This is a genomic window from Pseudomonas sp. A-B-19, from assembly GCF_019947515.1.
Taxonomy (GTDB): Bacteria; Pseudomonadota; Gammaproteobacteria; order Pseudomonadales; family Pseudomonadaceae; genus Aquipseudomonas.
In genome coordinates this window covers 13335-32803 of the sequence record NZ_JAGYGN010000033.1, presented here as the reverse complement: position 1 = coordinate 32803, position 19469 = coordinate 13335, and the positions used below count along the sequence as shown (strand labels likewise).

The window sequence follows — 19469 nt, the reverse complement described above, 5'->3', positions numbered from 1 at the left end:
GCTAACTTCCTCACACAGAACGCATGCTGATATCAGCCATATATGCGCAAACTCTGTGTGTAAGAGGTAAAGCTGTTGGGACTTCTTAGATCCTCTACGTCGGGTTCCGGCCCTCTTCAACTTCCTACGTAGGGGTAATGGAAATGCAATTCGACACGCACCGCCGCTCAGCGGCACCTCAAAGATCAGTCATATCTGATCCGTACATTTCTACAACTTTCACTCGCCATAACCTCCCTCTACACGCCCTCCTCCTTGAAAACCAACCATGGTTCAGCGCCCGCGATATCGGACGCTTGATGGGTTTCCATCTAAGTGAACGCATGGTCAACAAGCTAGACAAAGACCAACACCGATCATTGTGGATTGAGTATTACCGGCTGCCGGAAAAGCAGTTAATGCTCAGTGAGTCCGGTGTTTATGCACTATTGGTGTATCACTACGCGCCTGGAAATCGGTTGCTGCGCGAGTGGATAACCCATCAAGTGGTTCCGGCCTTACGTGATGCGCAGCAATCGGGTAATTCGGATCGACCGATGCTGAGTTTGTTGGATTGGCCGGAAATGTCGCTGAGCCTGCTGCATTGGCAGGATGAAGGTTGGATTCGGCTGCGGGACATGCCTTACCTGTTGCTCAATCACACGCAACAGCGGACGCCGGTGGTTAAGCCTTGGTGGCGGAAAGTTGTGCAGGTGTTTCAGTCGTCGAAGCATTCGATGGGTTAGGTGACCTGCTTGTAGGACCACTTGCGAGATCCTTCTCTTCTTTGTGTAGGAATTTTCGTAGACAGCCGTAGTGGCCACTCAGTATCGTCCGAGGGTGTTTAACCCTCGGCGATTGTATGGATACGGAAAAGAACAACGGCGATTGGAGTGAGGTAGAGATTCAGGCTGCTGTCGATGCCTATCTCAGCATGCTTTCTCGCGAGCAGAACGGACAGGCGATCAATAAGGCTCATGAAAATCGCGTCCTGCGTGAGGGTGCTTTGGCTGGCCGGACCAAAGGTTCGGTTGAGTTTCGGATGCAGAACATTTCTACCGTATTGGTTGAACTCGGGCGTGATCGCATTGAGGGCTACAAACCCGCCAAGAATGTCGGCGCCAAAGTTGCGAAGATCATTCGTGAAGCACTCAATGCACCTGGCCCTTTGACTCCCGAAGACTTCGCCCCGACAGCCGACGAGGCGAAGCTGGAGCAGCGAGCTGCAAAGCTTGAGCGACAACCGATTAAAGTCGAGCCGAAGGGGATTGAGAAACCAGAGCAGACTCAGTCCAGCGGAAAGTCGTATGTTCGCGATCCGGAAGTGAGAGCGTGGGTTCGCCAGCAGGCTAAAGGTAAATGCGAAGGCTGTGGCAAGCCTGCTCCGTTTGAAAAGTCGGGCAGTCCGTTTCTTGAGGTTCACCACGTTAAGCATTTGGCACAGGAAGGTTCAGACCGTCCGAGCAATGCTGTAGCGCTATGCCCAAACTGTCATCGACGTTGTCACCATTCGAGTGACCGGGATGAATTCACAGCTTTGCTTTATACAAAGGTGAAACGGTTGAAACCCGAATAACGGAGCGGAACAAAACCTGTGGCGAGGGGGCTTGCCCCCGTTCGGCTGCGCAGCAGTCGTCCATCCGCACAACTCGGTTTATCTGATGCACCTGAGTTGCAGTATTTAGGGCCGCTTCGCAGCCCAACGGGGCGGTTCGGCGTTCCGACAAGCCCCCTCGCCACAAGGTTGGTGGCTGGCTTGGTTGCTAATCGCGTTCAGGCTCGCACACAGGGGATCGGGAGTGATGCGTGGGTACTGATTGTTCACCCTTACAGAAATCCGCTGCCTGAATTACAGGCAGCGGATTTTTTGTTCTGAGTGCAAATCGTCAATCCGCACAATTCGGATTGCCTGATGCTTCCGAGTTGCAGCATTTAGGGGCGCTGCGCAGCCCAACGGGGCGGTTCGGCGTTCCAACAAGCCCCCTCGCCACAGGGTTGGTGGTTGGCTTGGTTGCTGCGTTAGTCCTGCGAATCGCGAGGCTCGTTCCCACAGGGGATTCGCAGAATTCGGTTTGTCTGATACTCCGGACTACGCTCGCACGTGAAATAACCACACACAGCGGGCTTCCACTGCGCAAAAAACACTTCTTGTAACTACCATTGTAGGAAATGGGTTGTTTGTTATTGCGAAAATTCCTATTCGTTCATTTTGGCTATGCCATTGGATTGCGTTCAGCAGGCGATCCACCGTCTTATTCGTCGTCGCCCAATATTCTCTCTGCTCAACGCTTCTGCCGAGATGAGAAGGAAAGGCAACTCAAACCGATGACGATAAGGAAGTTGCAAATGAATGCACCATTGCACCCCTCGTATACCAACGAAGTCTCCGCTGAATTTCTTCGCAGTCTTGACGCCCCCCATTTCACTGAAGAACGACCTGCGCAATTTTGCGACGAAGCTCTGGCAGTTGTTCGCCAGGGGCAGGCATACATGAAAGCTCATCCCGCTCGCGCCGTTTATCGCTTAGCAACCGAAGGTAGCCAAACCCGCGACGGCGGGGTAGTCCAGCAAGCGACATCGCCGCTGGAGTTTACGCTGGAGAGTGGCCGGAGCGTACGTGCGGCACAGAAAGGCGATTGCGTCCTGTACGCCGATGGGCGTACGGCGCAGATCGTCACGGGCGCGGGACAAGAAAATAGCAATGTGGCGCTGGTCGGCAGCCGTCTCTGCAATGGCGACGAGGTCATCAACACCTTACAAGGCGGTTGTTTGTTGGTGGGGCGTGAAGGTGTGCGTATGGCCGAGGACTTTCTGCCTTCCATCAAGGAGGAGGAACATCAATGAACGACGGACATTTCATTGGCCTGCATGACAAGACCACCTGTGGCGGCAAGGTCCTGGATGGTGACACCCGGATCATGATGTACGGCATTGCCCATGCCCGCGAGGGTGATCGAGTCACCTGTGGCAAGGACGGCAAGACCTACAAGATCGTCGGTGGCATTTCGCACATGATCAGTCATGGCAAAGCCATGGCGGGCACGCTGGACAGCCACAGCGATTGTCCCTGCAAGGCCCGACTGATCCCTTCTGTGGTCACGGCGACCTATCGCAACGCTAACTCCGCACCGCGAACGGACAGGAGCGTTGTGCAACCCGTTTCCAGTGCGGCAACCAGTCAACCGGCCACGCCACGTCAGCCTGGTTTCGCCCCTTCGAACCCACCGGCGCCTGTGATATTCGCCCGTGCGGAACCTCAAGAACCGGGCTTCTATGTGGTGCCCAAAAGCATGACCCGCGAGGCCCTGGAGGCCACGCTGTTCGCCACGCCCGATGCCGCCGTGATGCGCAAGTTTCGGGCACTCAACCCAGTATCAGACAACATCAAAGCCGGCTCGTTGATCGTACTGAGCGACCCGAACAACACCTCCTGCACCTATCAGGAAGCGCAGCTGATGCAGGCCGCGCAGCAGGTCAGGGCCGCCCTCGATCCCCTGACGCCGGAGGAGGCCGAGTTCATGTTCCGCCACGCGGCGGAAATCGCCAGTTTTACCGGCGAGACTTCGACCTGGCTCGGCGTCAGCGCGGTGGTGATGGAAAAACACCTGACTCGACTGCGTGACACCCTGCAAGCCATGGAGCGCCTGCATCAGGACAGCTATCGCCAGCACGGCCACCTCAAATCACCGCAGTTCTTCGCCGAACGCCAGCGCCTGCTCGCGCAACTGGACGCCCACTTGCTGAACTCCACTCGCCTGCGTGGCCAGACCACCTTGGGCGACCATCCCAAGTTGAAAACGGCGCTGGGTATTTCCAGCCGTAGCCTGGTGCATCACTGGGACAAGGCCGGAGCGCCGGGGCAGATACCGGGGTATGCCACTCATGTGAATGCGACCAGTCGGGCGGCGAAGTACATGAGCACCGGTGGTTACATCGGCATTGGGATTGGCGGGGTTTCTTCATTGCTGGCTATTCAGGAGGTTTGTGTTGGTGACTCTGGAGCGGCTTGCGAGAAGGTCAGGTTCACCGAAGGGGGGAAATTTGCTGGGTCTACTGTTGGTGGAATTATCGGTGGTGAGATAGGCAAATATACAAGTGGCCCTGTCTGCTTGGCGCTTGGATTCTCTACAGGCGTGGGAGGAGTTATCTGTGTGGCAACAGTAATTGGTGTTGGCGCATGGGTGGGTACGACCAGAGGTGCTCAACAGGGAGAGGTCATCGGCGAGACACTGTATGAGGCTGCTCAGCCTTGATCAGCAATTGGCCTGTCTGGGCGGTTCTCGTTTTCAATGGCGGGCCACTGCTATTGGGAGTTGCGGGTATCGCGTACTCCCTTTATTTGGGCCGTCATCTGGACGCCATGATGGAAGCCCTGAAAAACAGTCGTTATATCTACATCTGGGGGCCGGGCCTGCGGAATCAGGGATGGTTTGGGTGCCTCATGCTGGTAGCAAAAATCGCCGGGATGGTGATGATGCCCAAAGCATCAATCCGGATTGGTGAGCTGGACCCCGTGGATATTAAAAACTTCCCTCCGCACCTTAAGCGTCTTCTGAAAATCAAAGCAGTGATGTTGGTTGGTAGCGGTGTTTGGCTGCTGGTTGCATCTCTGCTAGTGAAATTCAGATTATAGGATGGACGAATACTCCAAGCTAAAGACGGCCCTTGGCATTTCCAGTCGCAGCCTGGTGCACCATTGGGACAAGGCCGGAGCGCCGGGGCAGATACCGGGGTATGCCAATCACGTGAATGCGACCAGTCGGGCGGCACCGGAAGGTGCCGTTTTTTCACCGACTGCAAAGCAGTCGTCAATCCGCACAATTCGGTTTATCTGTAGCACCCGAGTTGCAGTATTTGGGGCCGCTTCGCGGCCCAACGGGGGCAAGCCCCCTCGCCACAAGGTTGGTGGCTGGCTTGGTTGCTGCGTTGGTCTTGCGAATCGCGAGCAGGCTCGCTCCTACAGGGGATCTGCGTCGGTTTGGGAAACATCAATTCAGCAAGCGCCTCATAGACGGTCCTCAAATCCATCGATTAGATCCTCGAGTGTCTTGTCGAAATCCGCAGACATCCGGATTGCCCCCTTCAACCGCCCAGGCGTTCGAGCCCGAGGTGTATCAACATGGGGCAGCAGATCCAGGTAAGGCTTACCGTTTTTGGTGATCACCACGTTGTCACCATTCCAGGCACGCTCGGCAAGTTGGGAAAGCTGTGATTTGGCTTCGCGCATGTTTACTTTTACCCGCTCAGTCATTTGGCACCTCCATGGAGTTAGCCAAACTAGCCGAAGCCTTAGCTTTTCGATAGGCCAACCCCTCACCTCCCCAACCCACTAATCCGCCACGGACACACCGCCGCCCTCACCCCACTCGGCCCAACAACCTCCGGCGTCTGCCCCAACGACCTGGCGCTCAGCACACTCCCCACCCGTTCAATCAGCTGATCAAACCCCAACGTCGCATCCTCCTGATGCAATTTGCGCAGTTGTTCGACCAGGGCGTAGGTGAAGGCGCCGTAGTGGTTGGAGCCCGCCACATATTCGCTGGCTTTTTCGTTCTCCCGCGCGGCGTAGAGCATCAGGGGCATGTAGGGGCCGTGGTGGCCGTAGAGTTTGCCTTGGCGCAGCAGTTGGGCTTTTTTCTCGGGGCGCAGGCCGGTGGCGGCGCCTTGGGTGGTGCGGGTGCGGGTGAGGCCGCGGGTTGTGTGGTCTTGTTCGCTGAAGTCGCGGTGGTCGCTGTCGACGGCGTAGACGCGGCGGTCCCAGTCGCCGGCGTAGGGGTCCCAGCGCAGCATGCGGTGGCGGATGTCGCTGGGTGGGGTGATGCCGCGCACGCGGCCGTTGCCGCGGGTCATGCCGCCGGCGTAGCAGCAGTCGAACATGACGGTGAGTTTGGCGCCGTGGCCGTCCGGGTCGAAGGGCAAGTGGCTGTAGAACTGGCGGAACAGTTTGTCGGTGAAGTGGGTGCTTTCGTCGTCCCAGTCGAAGTCGTGGAGCACCAGGGTTTCGTCCATGCAGTCGGCTTCACCGCTGCTGCTGTAGACCGGCAGTTGGGTGCCGTGGCCGGAGTAGAACAGCACGCGCTCGTCGCCGGCGCGGGCGCCTTCCACCAGCCATTCGAGGCGTTCGACGAAGTTGGCCCGGGTCGCTCGGGCGTCGTGCAGCAATCGGATGTCGCCGGCGTCGTAGCCGCTTTCCTGGAGCATGCGGCTGATCAGGTAGGTGTCGTTGATGCAGCCGTCGAGGCGTGCGCTCGGGTCGGGGTAATCGTTGATGCCGACCACCAGGGCGCGGCGTTTGCGTTGGCCGCTGCGGGACAGGAACGCCGGCACTTCCAGTGCCCGTGCCGCCACCACGTCGCGGGCCAGTTGTGGCCACAGGCCGGTCTGGCTGGTGGGTGACGACAAGTAGGCCTGGGCGGCGTGATTGAGGTCGAGCAGGTCATCGCGCAATGGCACGCTGAATTCAGTTTGCAGGTCGACCCGCGCGGAATCCGGCGAGGTGATTGGCCGGGTCAGCAAGCCGTCGTCAGGGTTGTGCAGGTGGAACCAGCGGCGGATGCCTCGACCGTTTTCGCTCAGGCGCAGGACCCGCCCGCCCCACACTTCGCGCATCACCAGTGGCAGTGCGATCGGTGAGCCGAAGCTGACGAACACTCGGCCATCGATGCGTTTGAGCGCCGAACCTTTTTTCGCCACCGACCGGCGCAGGGCATCGTAGCCGATCAGGCTGCCCAGGCCTTGGGCGAAGATGATCTGCGGATTGAATGCCTCGACCTTCGCCAGCAGATGTTGCGTCAACTCTGTGCGCAGTTCGGCGTCTTCGATCCATTGCACGAGGGCGCCCACCGTGGTGCGCAGCATCTGATTGACCGGCAGGCCCCAACTGCCGAAATTCTCGTCGGCCTTGCCCTTGGCGTCGGCCCTCAGCATCGCCAGGCCTCGGGTGATCTGGGCGAAGTCCGGCCCCTCTTTGAGCTGGTCATCGAAAGTCAGAAAGTCGATGTCCTGGTCGTCGATGAGACGACCGTTCTGCGCCAGTTGAGTGCGGATCAAGGTACGCCATTGTTCCTGCCAATTCCCATCGATACCGCCCTGCCCCTGGCTGGCTGGCGCGAACCCCACACCGGGCAGGCACAGGACGCGCAGCCGTGTTGGCGCGACTTCCGCTCCCGGCTCTGCCAAGGCTTTGCTGGCAGGCGCCGCCACCGGAGGAGCCGTTTGCCCTTGAGCGGTGACCATCAAATCCTGCAGGCGCCGCAGTTTCGCCTCCAGGCTGTCCGCACTGGGCGCGGCCGGGGTGAGCGCAGCCTGACCGGGATCGGCCAAGGCACGGCTGCGGTTGCCGAGAAAACCGCTGACCCATTGGGCACTGCTCTTCCAGATCTGCTCTGGGTCGAGGCCGTCGAGGTAACCGGTGGCGCTGTCCACCACTTGTCGACTCTGGGTCGCCAGTTCCGACTCGATCAACGGCAACCCGGCGCGACTTGGCACCACGGTGGTCGCCAATTTTGGCGCAGCCGATACGCCCGGTGCAGTGCGCCAGATGGGCGCATTACCGAAATGCTGCGCGGCGACCACCCGTGGGCCGAGGGCACTACGTGGCAACTTGAAGTGATCGCAAAGAAACGCCAGCAGGCTGGTGTGATCGTAATGCTGCGCCTGGACATCGCCCGTCCAGGGGATCAAACCCGGCTTGAGCCAGGGCGACGCCAGGATCGCTGGCACACGCACGCCGAGACGGGTGAAGGGGTTTTTCCAGGGGACATCGACCGTTGAACCGGTCGCCACGCAAGTCGGCGGCACCACGTGGTCATGGAAGCCGCCATGTTCGTCGTACAGCAGCACGAACAGGGTTTTGTTCCAGACAGCGGTGTTGGCCGACAAGGCGTTGAACACCTCACCGACAAACCGATCGCCGAAGCGCAGGTCTTCAGGTGGATGGTGCGACACGTTGGGCCCGAGCTTGCCGTTGAGCAGGCCATAACTCGGCTCGATCCAGGACAGTTCAGGGAGCCTGTTACCGGCGACGTCCGACTTGAAGTCGTCGATGTTCAGGTGCTGCAAACCACCCTTGACCAGCGCCGCCAGCGGCACGGCGCCGTCGGAATAAATGCGCGCGTCGTGGCCGTTGTTACGCAGCAGCGAAAAAATGCTCTCGCCGCCGAACTGGGCGATCAGGCTTTTGATCCCGGCTAGCACCGTGCCGGTGGAGGGCATCAGCAAGTGGCCATTGCAACTGCCGAGCATGGCAAAAAAACGGTTTGGCCAGGTCGGGCCTGGCACTGAGGAAAACCAGCGATCACAGACGGTGAAGTTACGCGCCAATCCATGAATCGCCGGCAACGTATCGTCGGCCGGCGTGGCGCCGAACGGGATGTAGTTCATCGCCCGTTGGGCCATGGATTGCGACCAGGTTTTGTAGACCTTCAGGTCGGTGCGGGCCTTGTCGTAGGCATCCTGGGCAAAACCGGCGAGCGTAGGGTTGGCCGGGCTGGTCTTGAAGGAGACGCCCAGTTGTTTCTCCACGTTGACGAACTCGTGGCCAAGGTCGAAACCCTCACTATTGCCCGGCGGCAGCGCCGGAGGTAGAGGGGGCGGCGGCGCCCACAGGCTGTAGTTCTCCGGGAACTCCGAGGCCTGGGTGATCACCGTCGAACTGCCATTGGCCAGCTTCAGCGCATTGGTGCTGGGCGCGTTCCGGTTGATACCGTCACACGCGGGGTTGATGCGGGTGTAATCCCCCAGCAGATGATCGAATGATCGGTTTTCCATCATCAGCACGACAACGTGCTCAATCCCGGCGGGCCAGTTGTTCGGCATGGTTCGCTCCTTGATATGAAGTCTCTGTTTCGATCTCGCGGGTTTCACGCCAATCCTTTCCCTTCATCTTCCCGCTCCCTGTAATCCACCTGATAGTTCGCCATATAGCTGTCCACAGCCGTCCCGAGTGTAGGAAAAAACGCCGTCTCCCCCAACCGCGCAAACAACCCGAATCGCTTGAGCTTGTCCTTGACCGGGTCTTTCATCTCGGCAATGCACAGCTCGATACCCGCCGCATGCAACGTGTCGTCCAGTTCGGCGAGCATGTCGGCGGAGGTCACGTCGACGCTGGTGACGGGGCCTGCGGCGACCACCAGCCTGCGCACCGGTGTGGGCGATGCCGCCACGGCGTCCAGCACCCGGTCGTTGAACAGCTCGGCGTTGGCGAAGAACAAGGGCGCATCCCAGCGAAACAGGACCAGGCCGGGGATCAGGCGCGCGTCGGGGTAGCGTTTGATGTCGTGGTAGCCCTTGACCCCGTCGGCGCGGCCCAACACCGCGGAGTACGGGCGCCAGCCATCCCAGAGGAACTCAATGACGGCAATCACGATGGCCAGGCCGATGCCCTGGATCGCGCCGAACACGGCCACGCCGACCGTACAGACAATCGATAGCCCGCATTCCCAGCGCTGGATGCGATAGATCCGGCGCAGATCGGTGATCTCGATCAGGCCAATGGCCGAGGCGATCACCACCGCCGCCAGGGCGCTGGACGGTAAGTGCTGCAACAGGTCCGGCGCCACCAGCAGCAACAAGGCAACCGTCAGTGCGCCGACGACGCCGGTCATCTGGGTTTTGGCTCCGGCGGCCTCGGCCACGGGCGTCCGTGACGAGCTGCTGCTGATCGGGAAACCCTGAAAGAATCCGGCCGCCAGATTGGCGATGCCCAGGCCCACCATTTCCTGATTCGGGTTGACGTAGGTGCGGGTCCGCGCCGCGTAGACACGGGAAAGCACGCTGGTGTCGGCGAACGAGACCAGCGCGACGGCGCAACCGCCGATCAACACCGGGACCATATCGGCGGTGGTGATCCAGGGGATGGCGAACCCGGGCAAGCCTTGGGGGAGCGAACCGAGGACCGACACACCGGCGCGTGTCGCAAGGTCGAGTACACCCACGGCGACTGTCGCGCCTGCCACGGCGATCAGGATGCCCGGCAACCGCGGCCACCTTTTGAGCAGCAGGATCACCGCCAGGGTGAGCCCGCCCACCATAAAGGTGGTCCAGTTGACCTTTCCCTCCAGCACCGCTGAGGCGATGGCCCATATGTTTCTCAATGGGCCGTCGGACTCAATCGAAAAACCGAACAGTTTGGGCAATTGGCTGATTAATACGGTCAGGGCGATGCCGTTCATGTAGCCGTAGCGGATCGGTTTGGACAGCAGCTCGGTGATAAACCCCAGGCGCGCCATACCAGCCAGGATACACACCGCTCCCGAGACGATCGCCATCATCCCCGCCAGGGCGACGGCACGCTGCGGGTCGCCGCCGGAGAGTGGAAGGATGACGGCAAGGATGACGGCCACCAGGGAAGAATCCGGCCCCATCACCAGAATGCGGCTGGGGCCGAACAAGGCATAAAACAGCAGCGGAACGATGGTCGCATAGAGGCCATAAATGCCCGGCACGCCCGAGGCCACCGCATAGGCGATACCGACGGGCACCAGCATTGTGGTCAGCACCAGACCGGCCACGATGTCGTAACGCAACCATGCCAATTGGTATTCACGCAGCATGCCCAGCCCCGGCAGCCAGCGGCGCCAACCGCTCTGTTCATCCCGGCGGGCTATCCGGCCCGGCTCCGAAACGGGCGGCGAAGCATCTGAATGGCTCATTAACCGCCCTCGTTGATGGACTGTGCAGGCTCGGCGATATCGAAGTGATCTGAGTGTAGCTATTGCTTCGAATGCGCCATCACTGGAAGCTGGTCACCTAAAGGACCTGGAAGCCGACATGAAATTCGACCTCGCCTACTGCCTCAGCCTCAACGACAAGTTGTCGATCTATGACGTTCGGGACCTGAATTTCGACGAGACGATGGATTTCGATTCCGCCAGGGAACACTTCCAGTGCCCCAACGATGCCTGTCGCCTGGCGTTCGATGCGGCCAATGAGTTGGGCACGTTCAACGCCAAGAATGTGAATTACGTGCGCACGCCGCACTTCAAGAACTTGCCAAGTACACGGCATGTCGAGGGTTGCCCTTATGTCAGCTTGAAGACGCCGGCGTCGGGTGCGGATGAGGTGGAAACGGATGACAGTCGCGAGGAACATTTCCCGTCGGAATTGTTACTGACCCGGCGTGAATATGTGCGTAAGCCGTCCAGCCCAATGGTGATTGCCGATGTGGTTCGGGATGAGCCATTGACACCCAAGGCGGTCAGCAACGTCGAGCAGCCGAGCAAGGAATCGGCCCCGGACAAGACCAGCGTCTTCGCCCATCCGGTGGAGTGTTTCGTTTCAAACTTCGACGACAAGGATTTGCTCAAGCGCGTGCCGCTGAAGATTGGCGAGCACACCGCGCCTTACGCGTCGTTTTTCAAGAAGATCGAATACCTGCAGGACAACAAGGGGCTGATTTACTGGGGCAAGGTCAAGGAGATCAAGGACTACACCCAGAGCTTTCGCATCGACTTCGAGAAGAAGGTCTGGTTCGAGAAGAAGCCGTACTCGGTCAATGTCTACCTGAGCAAAAAGCTCATCGACAGCTACCGCAAGCGCAAGGCGTTCCTGGAAGAGATCAAGCACGCCATCGAGAGCGGGCGGGAGTTGTATTGCTTCTTTTATGGCGTGACGCCCGAGCTCAAGCAGGTGCCGAGCAAGAAAAACCCCGAGCAGACGTTCGGGGTGTTCAGCGCCAATATCGAGAATCTGGATCACTTTATCCTGCGGGAAGCACCGGGGTTGGCGGGCAAATAAGCGCAGCACCGTTCGTCTGCCTGAAAAGAAAAATTAAAAAATGCGTTTGATCCGGGCTCAAAACAACTGTACAAAAACACAGTATATTTTGAACCAACACTCTCGAGCCCGGAGAACACCATGGCCTCTCAAGCGATGAAAATCACCCTGGAACGTATCGCCCTCTTCCAATTCACCCCGGCCCACTGCGCCCAGGCCCGAGCGATGCTGGGCTGGAGTGTGCAAGAGCTGTCGCGGGAGTCCAGCGTCTCGGTGGAGGCCATTCAACGCTTCGAGGCGCGACAGGAGGTGCGGGATGTCACGCGCCTGGCGCTGGCCTATCGGCTTGAAGCCGAAGGGTTGGTGTTCTTCCCGGGGTTTGCGCCGGGTCGGGGGATGAATGTGAAGGGGTCGACGCCGAATCCGGTTGGGCGGGCGGATTTTGCGATGGTGGAGTGAACCAATTCATCGATTGACGATTATTCCAATATAGGTATATTTTCACATGAGTACAAGGAAGCCACTCCTGTGGGTTAGCAGCAGCAAAAAAGATCTCAAGCAGATGCCCGCAGATGTACAGGACGTTTTTGGCCATGCGCTTGATCTGGCCCAAAGCAGCAAGAAGCATCCGGATGCAAAACCACTGAAAGGTTTTGGTGGTGCTGGAGTCCTTGAGTTGATTGAGGACTTCGATACGAACACCTATCGTGCCGTTTATACCGTTCGTTTTGGCAACGCTGTTTATGTTCTGCACTGTTTTCAGAAAAAGTCGACCACGGGAATCAAAACCGCGCAGTGCGACGTCGATTTGATCAGGAAGAGACTTCAAGCGGCGCAGGAACACGCAAAAGGATCAGGACATGATTGAAATCGAAGAAAGCAGTGGCAACGTCTACGAAGACCTCGGGACACCCAACGCCAATGAAATGCGAGTCAAATCCCAATTGGCCGCAAAAATAGGCGAAATCATCAAGGCTCGTCATTTGACTCAGGTTCAGGCATCCGAAATTTTAGGTCTGTCACAGCCCAAGCTATCTGAAATGCTGCGCGGAAAATTTCGTGGGATCAGTGAAGCCAAGATGATGGAATGCCTATTACTTCTCGGGCGTGATGTGCAAATCGTGATCAAGTCGGCCCCGCGCTCACGCAAAGAAGGCCGAATTGACGTGGTTTTTAGCTGAGGTCTACAACTCAGCTAATTTCTCTACGCGTTCTGCACCACCCGCTCACACTCCCCTTCCACCGCCAGCCACCACGCCCCACCACGCTGTGGATGCATCAAGTTGAACGCCTCGCCCATCTGCGGTGTGGTGATCGATACGTTGCGTTCCCAGGCCAGGGCCAGGATGCGGTCGAAGGGTTCGTACCAGGCGTGCATCGACAGGTCGAAGGTGCCGTTGTGGATGGGCAGTAGCCAGCGGCCCTTGAGGTCGAGGTGGGCTTGCAGGGTTTGTTCGGGTTGCATGTGCACATGCGGCCAGTCGACGTTGTAGGCACCGGTTTCCATCAGGGTCAGATCGAATGGGCCGTGCTGTTCGCCGATGCGTTTGAAGCCGTCGAAGTAACCGCTGTCGCCGCTGAAGAAGATGCGTGTGTCGCCGTCGATCATCACCCACGAGGCCCAGAGGGTGCTGTTGCTGTCGAACAGGCCACGGCCGGAAAAGTGCTGCGACGGGGTGGCGATGAACTGGATGCCATCGACTTCCGTGCCTTGCCACCAATCCAGTTGGCGGACTTTGCTGGCGTCGATGCCCCATTTGATCAGGGTGTCGCCTACACCCAGCGGGGTAAGGAAATATCTGGTCTTGTCCGCAAGCTTGAGCACGGCCGCATGATCCAGGTGGTCATAGTGGTCGTGGGACAGGATCACCGCTTCGATCGGTGGCAATTCTTCCAGGCTGATCGGTGGCTGGTGGAAACGCTTGGGGCCGGCCCATTGCACCGGTGAGGCGCGCTCGGCGAAGACCGGGTCGGTGATCCAGAACTTGTCGCGCAGCTTGAGCAGCACCGTGGAGTGGCCCAGGCGATAGACGCTGTGGTTGGGCGCGGCGATCAGTGCGGCTTGAGTCAGGGCTTGCACCGGAACGGGCGCGCTCGGGCGGGTGTTCTGCGGTTTGTGGAACAGCGCGTTCCACAGGATGCCCATGGTTTTGCCAAAGCTTAAACGCTGAACCGGCGTGAAGTTCTGGTACTGCCCTTGAGCCTGTCGGGACGCTTCAGGTGTGGAGGCGTTGTCCGCCGGGGAGTTTGAATTGGCCATGACTGAATGACTCCAGAAAAACCGCGCATCGCACGATTCTCCGCTTTGGGACGATAAATGGCCAAGGCACGCACGCATCAGCCGGACTTTCTATTTTTGCTGGGCAGGGTTAACAAAACATTACACTGCACAGTGTAGTTTCTAGGTTGCATCAAAGTCGATGACAAGTAAACTACCGAGTGTAATTCTTCCCTTCTTCCTGCCGAAGCGTACTTATGACAGCTCCACAGCGCCTCACTGACCGAAAACGCCAAGCGATCATTCAAGCCGCGATCGACGAATTCCGTGACAACGGTTTCGAGATCACCAGCATGGACAAGATTGCTGCCACTGCCGGTGTGTCGAAGCGCACGGTGTACAACCACTTTCCCAGCAAGGAAGAGTTGTTCGCCGAGATCCTCAATCAGTTATGGATCCGGGTGACGGCAGAACAGGAAACGGCCTACCGTTCCGATCTGCCGCTGCGCGATCAACTGCGCGTGTTGTTGATGGCCAAGCTGCAAATGTTGGGCGATGACAATTTTCTCGACCTGGCGCGGGTGGCGATCGCGACGACGATTCACTCCCCGGAGCGGGCGCAGGACATGGTGGCTCGAATGGGCGAACGCGAAGAGGGGCTGACGGTGTGGATTCGGACCGCTCAAGCGGATGGCCGATTGAAGGCCGTGGCTCCCGAATTCGCCGCTCAACAGATCCATGGCCTGCTCAAGACCTTTGCATTCTGGCCGCAGATTTCCATGGGGCAACCGGGCTTGTCAGCCGAAGAACAACACCGGGTGGCCGAGTCCGCGCTGGACATGTTTCTGGCCTGCTATCAGGCGCAATAAATGACAATGTCGACAGCAATGTCGAACATTTGATGGCTCTGCGTTGAACGGCGCATGTGTTTCAGAATGAAACCGGCGCTGAGGCTATAGTGAGCCTCAGTCCCAGCGCCATACAGAGAGCATCATGACCACCAACCACGAAACCGCCGCCCACGTCGATCACCTGCGTTTCCATCGTCCTCATGCCCACCTCGCGCCGACCTTTGGCAATGACAAGTTTGCCCTGCGCGCCGAAGCCTTTGCGCGGTTCTTCGGTACACCGACTTTTCTCGGCGCACAAACGCTGATCGTGGTGGCCTGGGTGTGCCTCAACGCTTCCGGGTTCACCCACTTCGATGTGTACCCGTTCATCTTGCTCAACCTGGCTTTCAGCCTGCAATCGGCCTATGCCGCACCATTGATTCTGTTGGCCCAGACGCGTCAGGCTGCCCGGGACAAAGCCCAATCCGATGCCGATGCGCAGCACCGCGAAGCACTGGCGACCGCCAACAGCGAGCGACAGGCGCAGGCCGCGAAAAACTCTGCGCAACTGCTGGAGCTGCTTGAACAGAACACTCGCCTCACGGAGATGACCAAGGCTCTCACCGAGCGCATCGATAACCTGACCACGCAAATGCATCAGCACCTGGTTCACAAGGATGAGCCAAGAACCTGAACGGTTTCACGGCAGTTTCAGCGCCCGCCCCAACTCATCGAACAAGGTGACCACCGAGCGCAAGGCGCGGCAGTCGGGACGGGTCAGCAGCCACAGTGCAGTGTCGTATCCGTGCAACGGCTCGCTCAGCGGCTGTAATTCGTCGCCGATCAAGAAGTCCGGCAACGCTGCGACCCCCAGCCCCGCCCTGACCAGCTCGGTCACCGACAGCATGCTGTTGCAGCGATAGCCCGGCGTTATGCCCGGCAAGGCCTGGCGACGCCAGGCAACGGTCGGGTGATCCGGCAGGAAGTCATCCGGGGCGATCCAGGTCAATGCGGCCAGGTCGGTGGTATTGACCGATCGCAGGTATCGCTGGCTGGCACACACGCAGTAGGAAACATCTGCCAATCGCCGTCCTACAAGATGCTCCGGTGGCGTGCGGGTCAGGCGCAGGGCGATATCGGCATCCCGCCGGCTGAGGTTGGCAAAATCATTGGACGTGCTGAGTTCGAGGGTCAGCGCCGGATAGTTCGGCATGAACTTCGCCAGCGCCGGCAACAGCAAACCTTGCAGGACCGAATCGGTACAGGTCAGGCGCACGATGCCACTGATCACTTCACCGCCCTGCTCCACACCGATGCGCGCCGCCTCCAGTGCCTGCTCGGCGCGCTCGGCCTGTTCCGCCAGGGACTGCGCCTGGGTGGTGGGCAGGTAACCGGCGCGGCTTTTTTCGAACAATTGCTGACCCAGTGCAGCCTCCAGCCGGCGCACCGCTCGAAACACCGTCGAGACATCCACCTTCAGCAGTTGCGCAGCCCGGGCCAGAGAACCGCCGCGCACCAGCGCGAGAATCAGGGTCAGGTCCGGGTAGTCCAGTCGATAGTGCGTCGCTGCATTGATCACTTGGGAAAACGCCAATATTGAGTGCGTGAACGCCAATCTATAGTGGGCATCAGCAATCAACAAGTGCAGAGGCCCCGCATGGAAAACCGCCCGATTCGCATCGCCTTGATCGGCGACTACGACCCACACGTCACCGCCCACCAGGCCATTCCCGTCGCCCTCGAAAAGGTCGCCGAACACACGGGCCTGAACCTGCAATGGCACTGGCTCGCCACCGATGAAATCCACGCCGGGACGGCGCTACACACATTCGACGGTTTCTGGTGCGTACCGGCCAGCCCTTACCGCAGCACGGATGGCGCATTAACAGCGATCCGTTTTGCCCGCGAACAACAGCGACCTTTCCTCGGCACCTGCGGTGGTTTTCAACACGCGGTGCTGGAATATGCGCGCAATGTGCTGGGCTGGTCGGATGCCGAACATGGCGAGACTTCACCCGATGCAACACGGGCGCTGCTGACACCGCTGACGTGCTCATTGGTGGAAGCCGTCGATACCATTCATTTACGTGAAGGCTCGCTGATCGCCCAGGCGTACGAAAGCGCCGAGATTCGTGAAGGCTATCGCTGTCGTTATGGGGTGAATCCACAGTTCGAAGGGGAGTTGCTCAAGCGCGAACTTCACGCTGTCGGCCACGATTCAGAACAAGGGCTGCGCGCAGTCGAACTCAGCGGCCATCCGTTCTTTGTCGCGACCTTGTTCCAGCCCGAGCGGGCGGCGCTCAAGGGCATCTTGCCGCCATTGGTTGGCGCTTTTGTCGCAGCCTGTGCTGGGCGCTCATCATGATCGCCGATACGCCAGCGGCACCTTATTACGCGGTGATCTTCACCTCACTGCGCACCGAGGGGGATTGGGGTTACGCCGAAGCGGCCGCACGGATGCTGGAACTGGTCCGAGAACAGCCAGGGTTTCTTGGTGTGGAGTCGGCGCGGGGCGAGGATGGGCTTGGGATTACGGTGTCGTACTGGGCCAGTGAAGCGGCGATTCTGGCGTGGAAGCATCATCCTGAGCACACTGCCATTCGCGAGCGCGGGCGCTCGACCTGGTATGCGCGGTGTCATACACGGGTGTGCCGGGTTGAGCGGGCTTATGGGTTTAACCAGTAAGTGATGTGGTGATTTTCAGGCCGCCATCGCGAGCAAGCTCGCTCCCACAGGGGGCGCGGGTGTACGCACGACATGGTCCCGACACAAAAACCTGTGGGAGCGAGCTTGCTCGCGATGGGGCCAGACCAGTCACCGCCAGAACTCAGCCCTTGACCAGACTGCGAACCGCCGAAATCTCCGGCACGTCCCGCCGGTTCATGTACACCCGCAACGGCTCGGTGATGTTGATCCGGTCATCGATGTTCTGGTCCAGCAGCAACTGAATCAATTTGCGCTTGAGCGTCATGGTTTGCCCGGGACCAGTGGCCCAGACAAATTCGCTGGTAGGGATAATGCCGTCATCCGCCACGTCCATGCCGAACGAGTCTTCGCTGAAACGCACGATGTAGTGGCCGGTCTTGCGGTTGAGGCCGACGAAACCTTTGAGTTGGTCGGCAGCCTGGCAGATGAGCTGGGAAGTGATGCGCATGGTAAACCCCGCAATGGTGATCGTTGGTTTGCACGCAGGGCCTGCGTTTCCCTCTGCCGGGGAAATTGCAGGGCCCCAGCGTACTGCAACCGGGCGCACAAAAGCGCTGACGAACATCAGCTTTGGGCAGGTTTTTGTCGGTCTCGCGATAGCGCCTGCAATGATCAGTTGTTAAAAAGGACGCACCCTCATTGCGAAAGGATCTCGACCATGCCCGCCACCTTTACCAAAAGCGCCCTGTTACTGAGCCTGCTGTTCAGCCTCGGCCTCGGCCATGCACAGGCCGCCAGCGAACCCGGTCCCAAGGCATTGGCGACCCGCTTGGGCATTCCGCATCCAGCGGTGATCGCCCACCGTGGTGCGTCGTTCGATGCGCCGGAATCCACCGCCGCTGCCTACAAGACGGCCCGCGACCTGGGCGCCGACTACCTGGAACTGGATCTGCAGCGCAGCAAGGATGGCGTGCTGTTTGCCCTGCACGACAACAATCTGCAACGCACCACCGACGTTGCCAGCAAATTCCCCGAGCGCAAGGACAGCCCAGCCAATGCGTTCACCATGGCCGAACTGAAAACCCTGGATGCGGGCAGTTGGTTCAATGCTGCGTACCCGGATCGCGCACGTCCCGCCTTCGCGGGCCTGGAGATTCTGACCCTCGATGAAATCATCGACATCGCCGAGGGCAACTCCCTGCACAAGCCCGGCCTGTACATCGAGACCAAGGAGCCCAAGCAGTTTCCCGGCATCGAACACGACCTCAAGGAAAAACTTCAGGACCGTGGCTGGCTGAGCCCGACCGGTTCGAAACTGGCAAAAAGCGAATTGGCCGTCGGCCAGGGCAAAGGCAAGGTGGTCCTGCAGACCTTCGAAAAGAGCAGCCTCGAACTGCTGCAAAAGGAAATGCCGAAGGTGCCCAAGATCCTGCTGTTGTGGGTCGGTGAAGGCAGTATCGAGCCCAAGTCCAAGGTGACATTTGCCGAGTCCGGCGCCAAGGACAAGGCCGCGTACTACGCCGCACAAGAGCCGAAGGACAAAGCCGAATTCCAGCGCTGGGTCGACTACGCCAAGGCCCAGGGCGCCATCGGCACCGGCCCGTCCGCCGCACTGACCCATGGTGGCGACCAGAGTTATGCGGACCTGGTGCAACCGTGGATGAACCAGTACACCCACGATCAGGGCCTGCTGGTGCACGTGTACACCATCGACGAAGCGGTGGACTACCAGAAAGTCATGGACGCCGGTGTCGACGGCATCTTCACCAATCGCGCCAGCGAGTTGTTGAAGTTTTATAAACGCCCGGCTGCGAGTGTGGCGCAGGTGCTACAGAACAACGGCTACTGATCCAGAGTCGCGCAAAACCCTGTAGGAGCGGGCTTGCCCGCGAAAGCGGAGTGTCAGTCAACAACATTGATGTTGAAGCTGATGGCCCCTTCGCGGGCAAGCCCGCTCCTACAGGTATTTGTGTTTGTATGTCCGGGCACGGTCCAGCAGGGATTGATGCAGCACATGTCGAGGGATTTAAGGGTGGATTAAGTTACACAGGCTAACCTGGTCTCACTTGAACGGATCACCC

Annotated in this window: 20 protein-coding genes; 14 read left to right on the top strand and 6 right to left on the bottom strand. The window is 59.2% G+C overall.

The window, feature by feature from the left end; genetic code table 11:
* Nucleotides 1-143 precede the first annotated feature (143 nt).
* The 5 genes from KGA81_RS26200 to KGA81_RS26180 all read left to right on the top strand — a co-directional run bounded on the left by KGA81_RS26200 (nt 144) and on the right by KGA81_RS26180 (nt 4612).
* Nucleotides 144-725: a Bro-N domain-containing protein gene (locus KGA81_RS26200; RefSeq protein ID WP_263293468.1), complete on the top strand. Its 582-nt coding sequence runs from the start codon at nt 144-146 to the stop codon at nt 723-725.
* A 116-nt stretch (nt 726-841) separates the two neighbouring features.
* Nucleotides 842-1555: an HNH endonuclease gene (locus KGA81_RS26195; protein ID WP_223549896.1), complete on the top strand. Its 714-nt coding sequence runs from the start codon at nt 842-844 to the stop codon at nt 1553-1555.
* A 602-nt stretch (nt 1556-2157) separates the two neighbouring features.
* A complete protein-coding gene (locus tag KGA81_RS26190; RefSeq protein WP_223549893.1) occupies nt 2158-2823 on the top strand; it encodes a hypothetical protein in 666 nt (221 codons plus the stop codon).
* Complete coding sequence (locus KGA81_RS26185; RefSeq protein ID WP_223549891.1) at nt 2820-4232, top strand: PAAR domain-containing protein; 1413 nt, start codon at nt 2820-2822, stop codon at nt 4230-4232. Before KGA81_RS26190 ends, KGA81_RS26185 begins: the two co-directional genes overlap by 4 nt.
* Nucleotides 4229-4612, top strand: a complete 384-nt coding sequence (locus KGA81_RS26180; protein WP_223549889.1) for a hypothetical protein — start codon at nt 4229-4231, stop codon at nt 4610-4612. The genes KGA81_RS26185 and KGA81_RS26180 overlap by 4 nt, the downstream gene beginning before the upstream one ends.
* Before the next feature lie 372 nt (nt 4613-4984).
* On the opposite strand, the gene KGA81_RS26175 is transcribed toward KGA81_RS26180, so the two are convergent.
* From KGA81_RS26175 to KGA81_RS26165, 3 genes are all read right to left on the bottom strand, one after another.
* Nucleotides 4985-5230: a type II toxin-antitoxin system Phd/YefM family antitoxin gene (locus tag KGA81_RS26175; RefSeq protein ID WP_223549887.1), complete on the bottom strand. Its 246-nt coding sequence runs from the start codon at nt 5228-5230 to the stop codon at nt 4985-4987.
* Nucleotides 5231-5292: 62 nt separating this feature from the next.
* Entirely contained in the window at nt 5293-8796 is a 3504-nt protein-coding gene (locus KGA81_RS26170) for an alkaline phosphatase family protein (protein WP_223549884.1), read from the bottom strand.
* 44 nt (nt 8797-8840) lie between these two features.
* Nucleotides 8841-10631, bottom strand: a complete 1791-nt coding sequence (locus KGA81_RS26165; RefSeq protein WP_223549881.1) for a SulP family inorganic anion transporter — start codon at nt 10629-10631, stop codon at nt 8841-8843.
* 118 nt (nt 10632-10749) lie between these two features.
* Between KGA81_RS26165 and KGA81_RS26160 the strand changes: the two genes are divergently transcribed.
* The 4 genes from KGA81_RS26160 (at nt 10750) to KGA81_RS26145 (ending at nt 12875) form a co-directional block, all read left to right on the top strand.
* Nucleotides 10750-11715, top strand: coding sequence for a hypothetical protein (locus tag KGA81_RS26160; protein ID WP_223549879.1), 966 nt, complete (start codon nt 10750-10752; stop codon nt 11713-11715).
* Nucleotides 11716-11835: 120 nt separating this feature from the next.
* The gene (locus KGA81_RS26155) at nt 11836-12153 is read left to right on the top strand and encodes a hypothetical protein (protein WP_108215182.1); all 318 of its coding nucleotides are present in this window, start codon (nt 11836-11838) and stop codon (nt 12151-12153) included.
* A gap of 46 nt (nt 12154-12199) precedes the next feature.
* Nucleotides 12200-12562: a type II toxin-antitoxin system RelE/ParE family toxin gene (locus KGA81_RS26150; RefSeq protein WP_263293467.1), complete on the top strand. Its 363-nt coding sequence runs from the start codon at nt 12200-12202 to the stop codon at nt 12560-12562.
* Entirely contained in the window at nt 12555-12875 is a 321-nt protein-coding gene (locus KGA81_RS26145) for a helix-turn-helix domain-containing protein (RefSeq protein WP_223549877.1), read from the top strand. The genes KGA81_RS26150 and KGA81_RS26145 overlap by 8 nt, the downstream gene beginning before the upstream one ends.
* Nucleotides 12876-12898: 23 nt before the next feature.
* On the opposite strand, the gene KGA81_RS26140 is transcribed toward KGA81_RS26145, so the two are convergent.
* Entirely contained in the window at nt 12899-13954 is a 1056-nt protein-coding gene (locus KGA81_RS26140; RefSeq protein ID WP_223549875.1) for an MBL fold metallo-hydrolase, read from the bottom strand.
* A 215-nt stretch (nt 13955-14169) separates the two neighbouring features.
* Here KGA81_RS26140 and KGA81_RS26135 point away from each other — a divergent pair, with 215 nt between their 5' ends.
* On the top strand, nt 14170-14781 hold the full coding sequence (locus tag KGA81_RS26135; protein WP_223549873.1) for a TetR/AcrR family transcriptional regulator: 612 nt from the start codon (nt 14170-14172) through the stop codon (nt 14779-14781).
* Nucleotides 14782-14905: 124 nt separating this feature from the next.
* Nucleotides 14906-15436 (top strand): DUF1003 domain-containing protein, encoded by a 531-nt coding sequence (locus KGA81_RS26130; protein WP_223549871.1) that lies wholly within the window; start codon nt 14906-14908, stop codon nt 15434-15436.
* A gap of 6 nt (nt 15437-15442) precedes the next feature.
* Here the strand turns inward: KGA81_RS26130 and KGA81_RS26125 are convergent, their stop codons facing one another.
* Nucleotides 15443-16384: a LysR family transcriptional regulator gene (locus KGA81_RS26125; protein ID WP_223549869.1), complete on the bottom strand. Its 942-nt coding sequence runs from the start codon at nt 16382-16384 to the stop codon at nt 15443-15445.
* Between the two features lie 15 nt (nt 16385-16399).
* Between KGA81_RS26125 and KGA81_RS26120 the strand changes: the two genes are divergently transcribed.
* Both KGA81_RS26120 and KGA81_RS26115 read left to right on the top strand, forming a co-directional pair.
* A complete protein-coding gene (locus KGA81_RS26120) occupies nt 16400-17107 on the top strand; it encodes a CTP synthase (protein WP_223549867.1) in 708 nt (235 codons plus the stop codon).
* Complete coding sequence (locus tag KGA81_RS26115) at nt 17104-17427, top strand: antibiotic biosynthesis monooxygenase family protein (protein WP_223549865.1); 324 nt, start codon at nt 17104-17106, stop codon at nt 17425-17427. Before KGA81_RS26120 ends, KGA81_RS26115 begins: the two co-directional genes overlap by 4 nt.
* Before the next feature lie 142 nt (nt 17428-17569).
* On the opposite strand, the gene KGA81_RS26110 is transcribed toward KGA81_RS26115, so the two are convergent.
* On the bottom strand, nt 17570-17896 hold the full coding sequence (locus KGA81_RS26110) for a DUF2025 family protein (RefSeq protein WP_223549863.1): 327 nt from the start codon (nt 17894-17896) through the stop codon (nt 17570-17572).
* A 210-nt stretch (nt 17897-18106) separates the two neighbouring features.
* Between KGA81_RS26110 and KGA81_RS26105 the strand changes: the two genes are divergently transcribed.
* Complete coding sequence (locus tag KGA81_RS26105; protein WP_223549861.1) at nt 18107-19237, top strand: glycerophosphodiester phosphodiesterase; 1131 nt, start codon at nt 18107-18109, stop codon at nt 19235-19237.
* Nucleotides 19238-19469 lie beyond the last annotated feature (232 nt).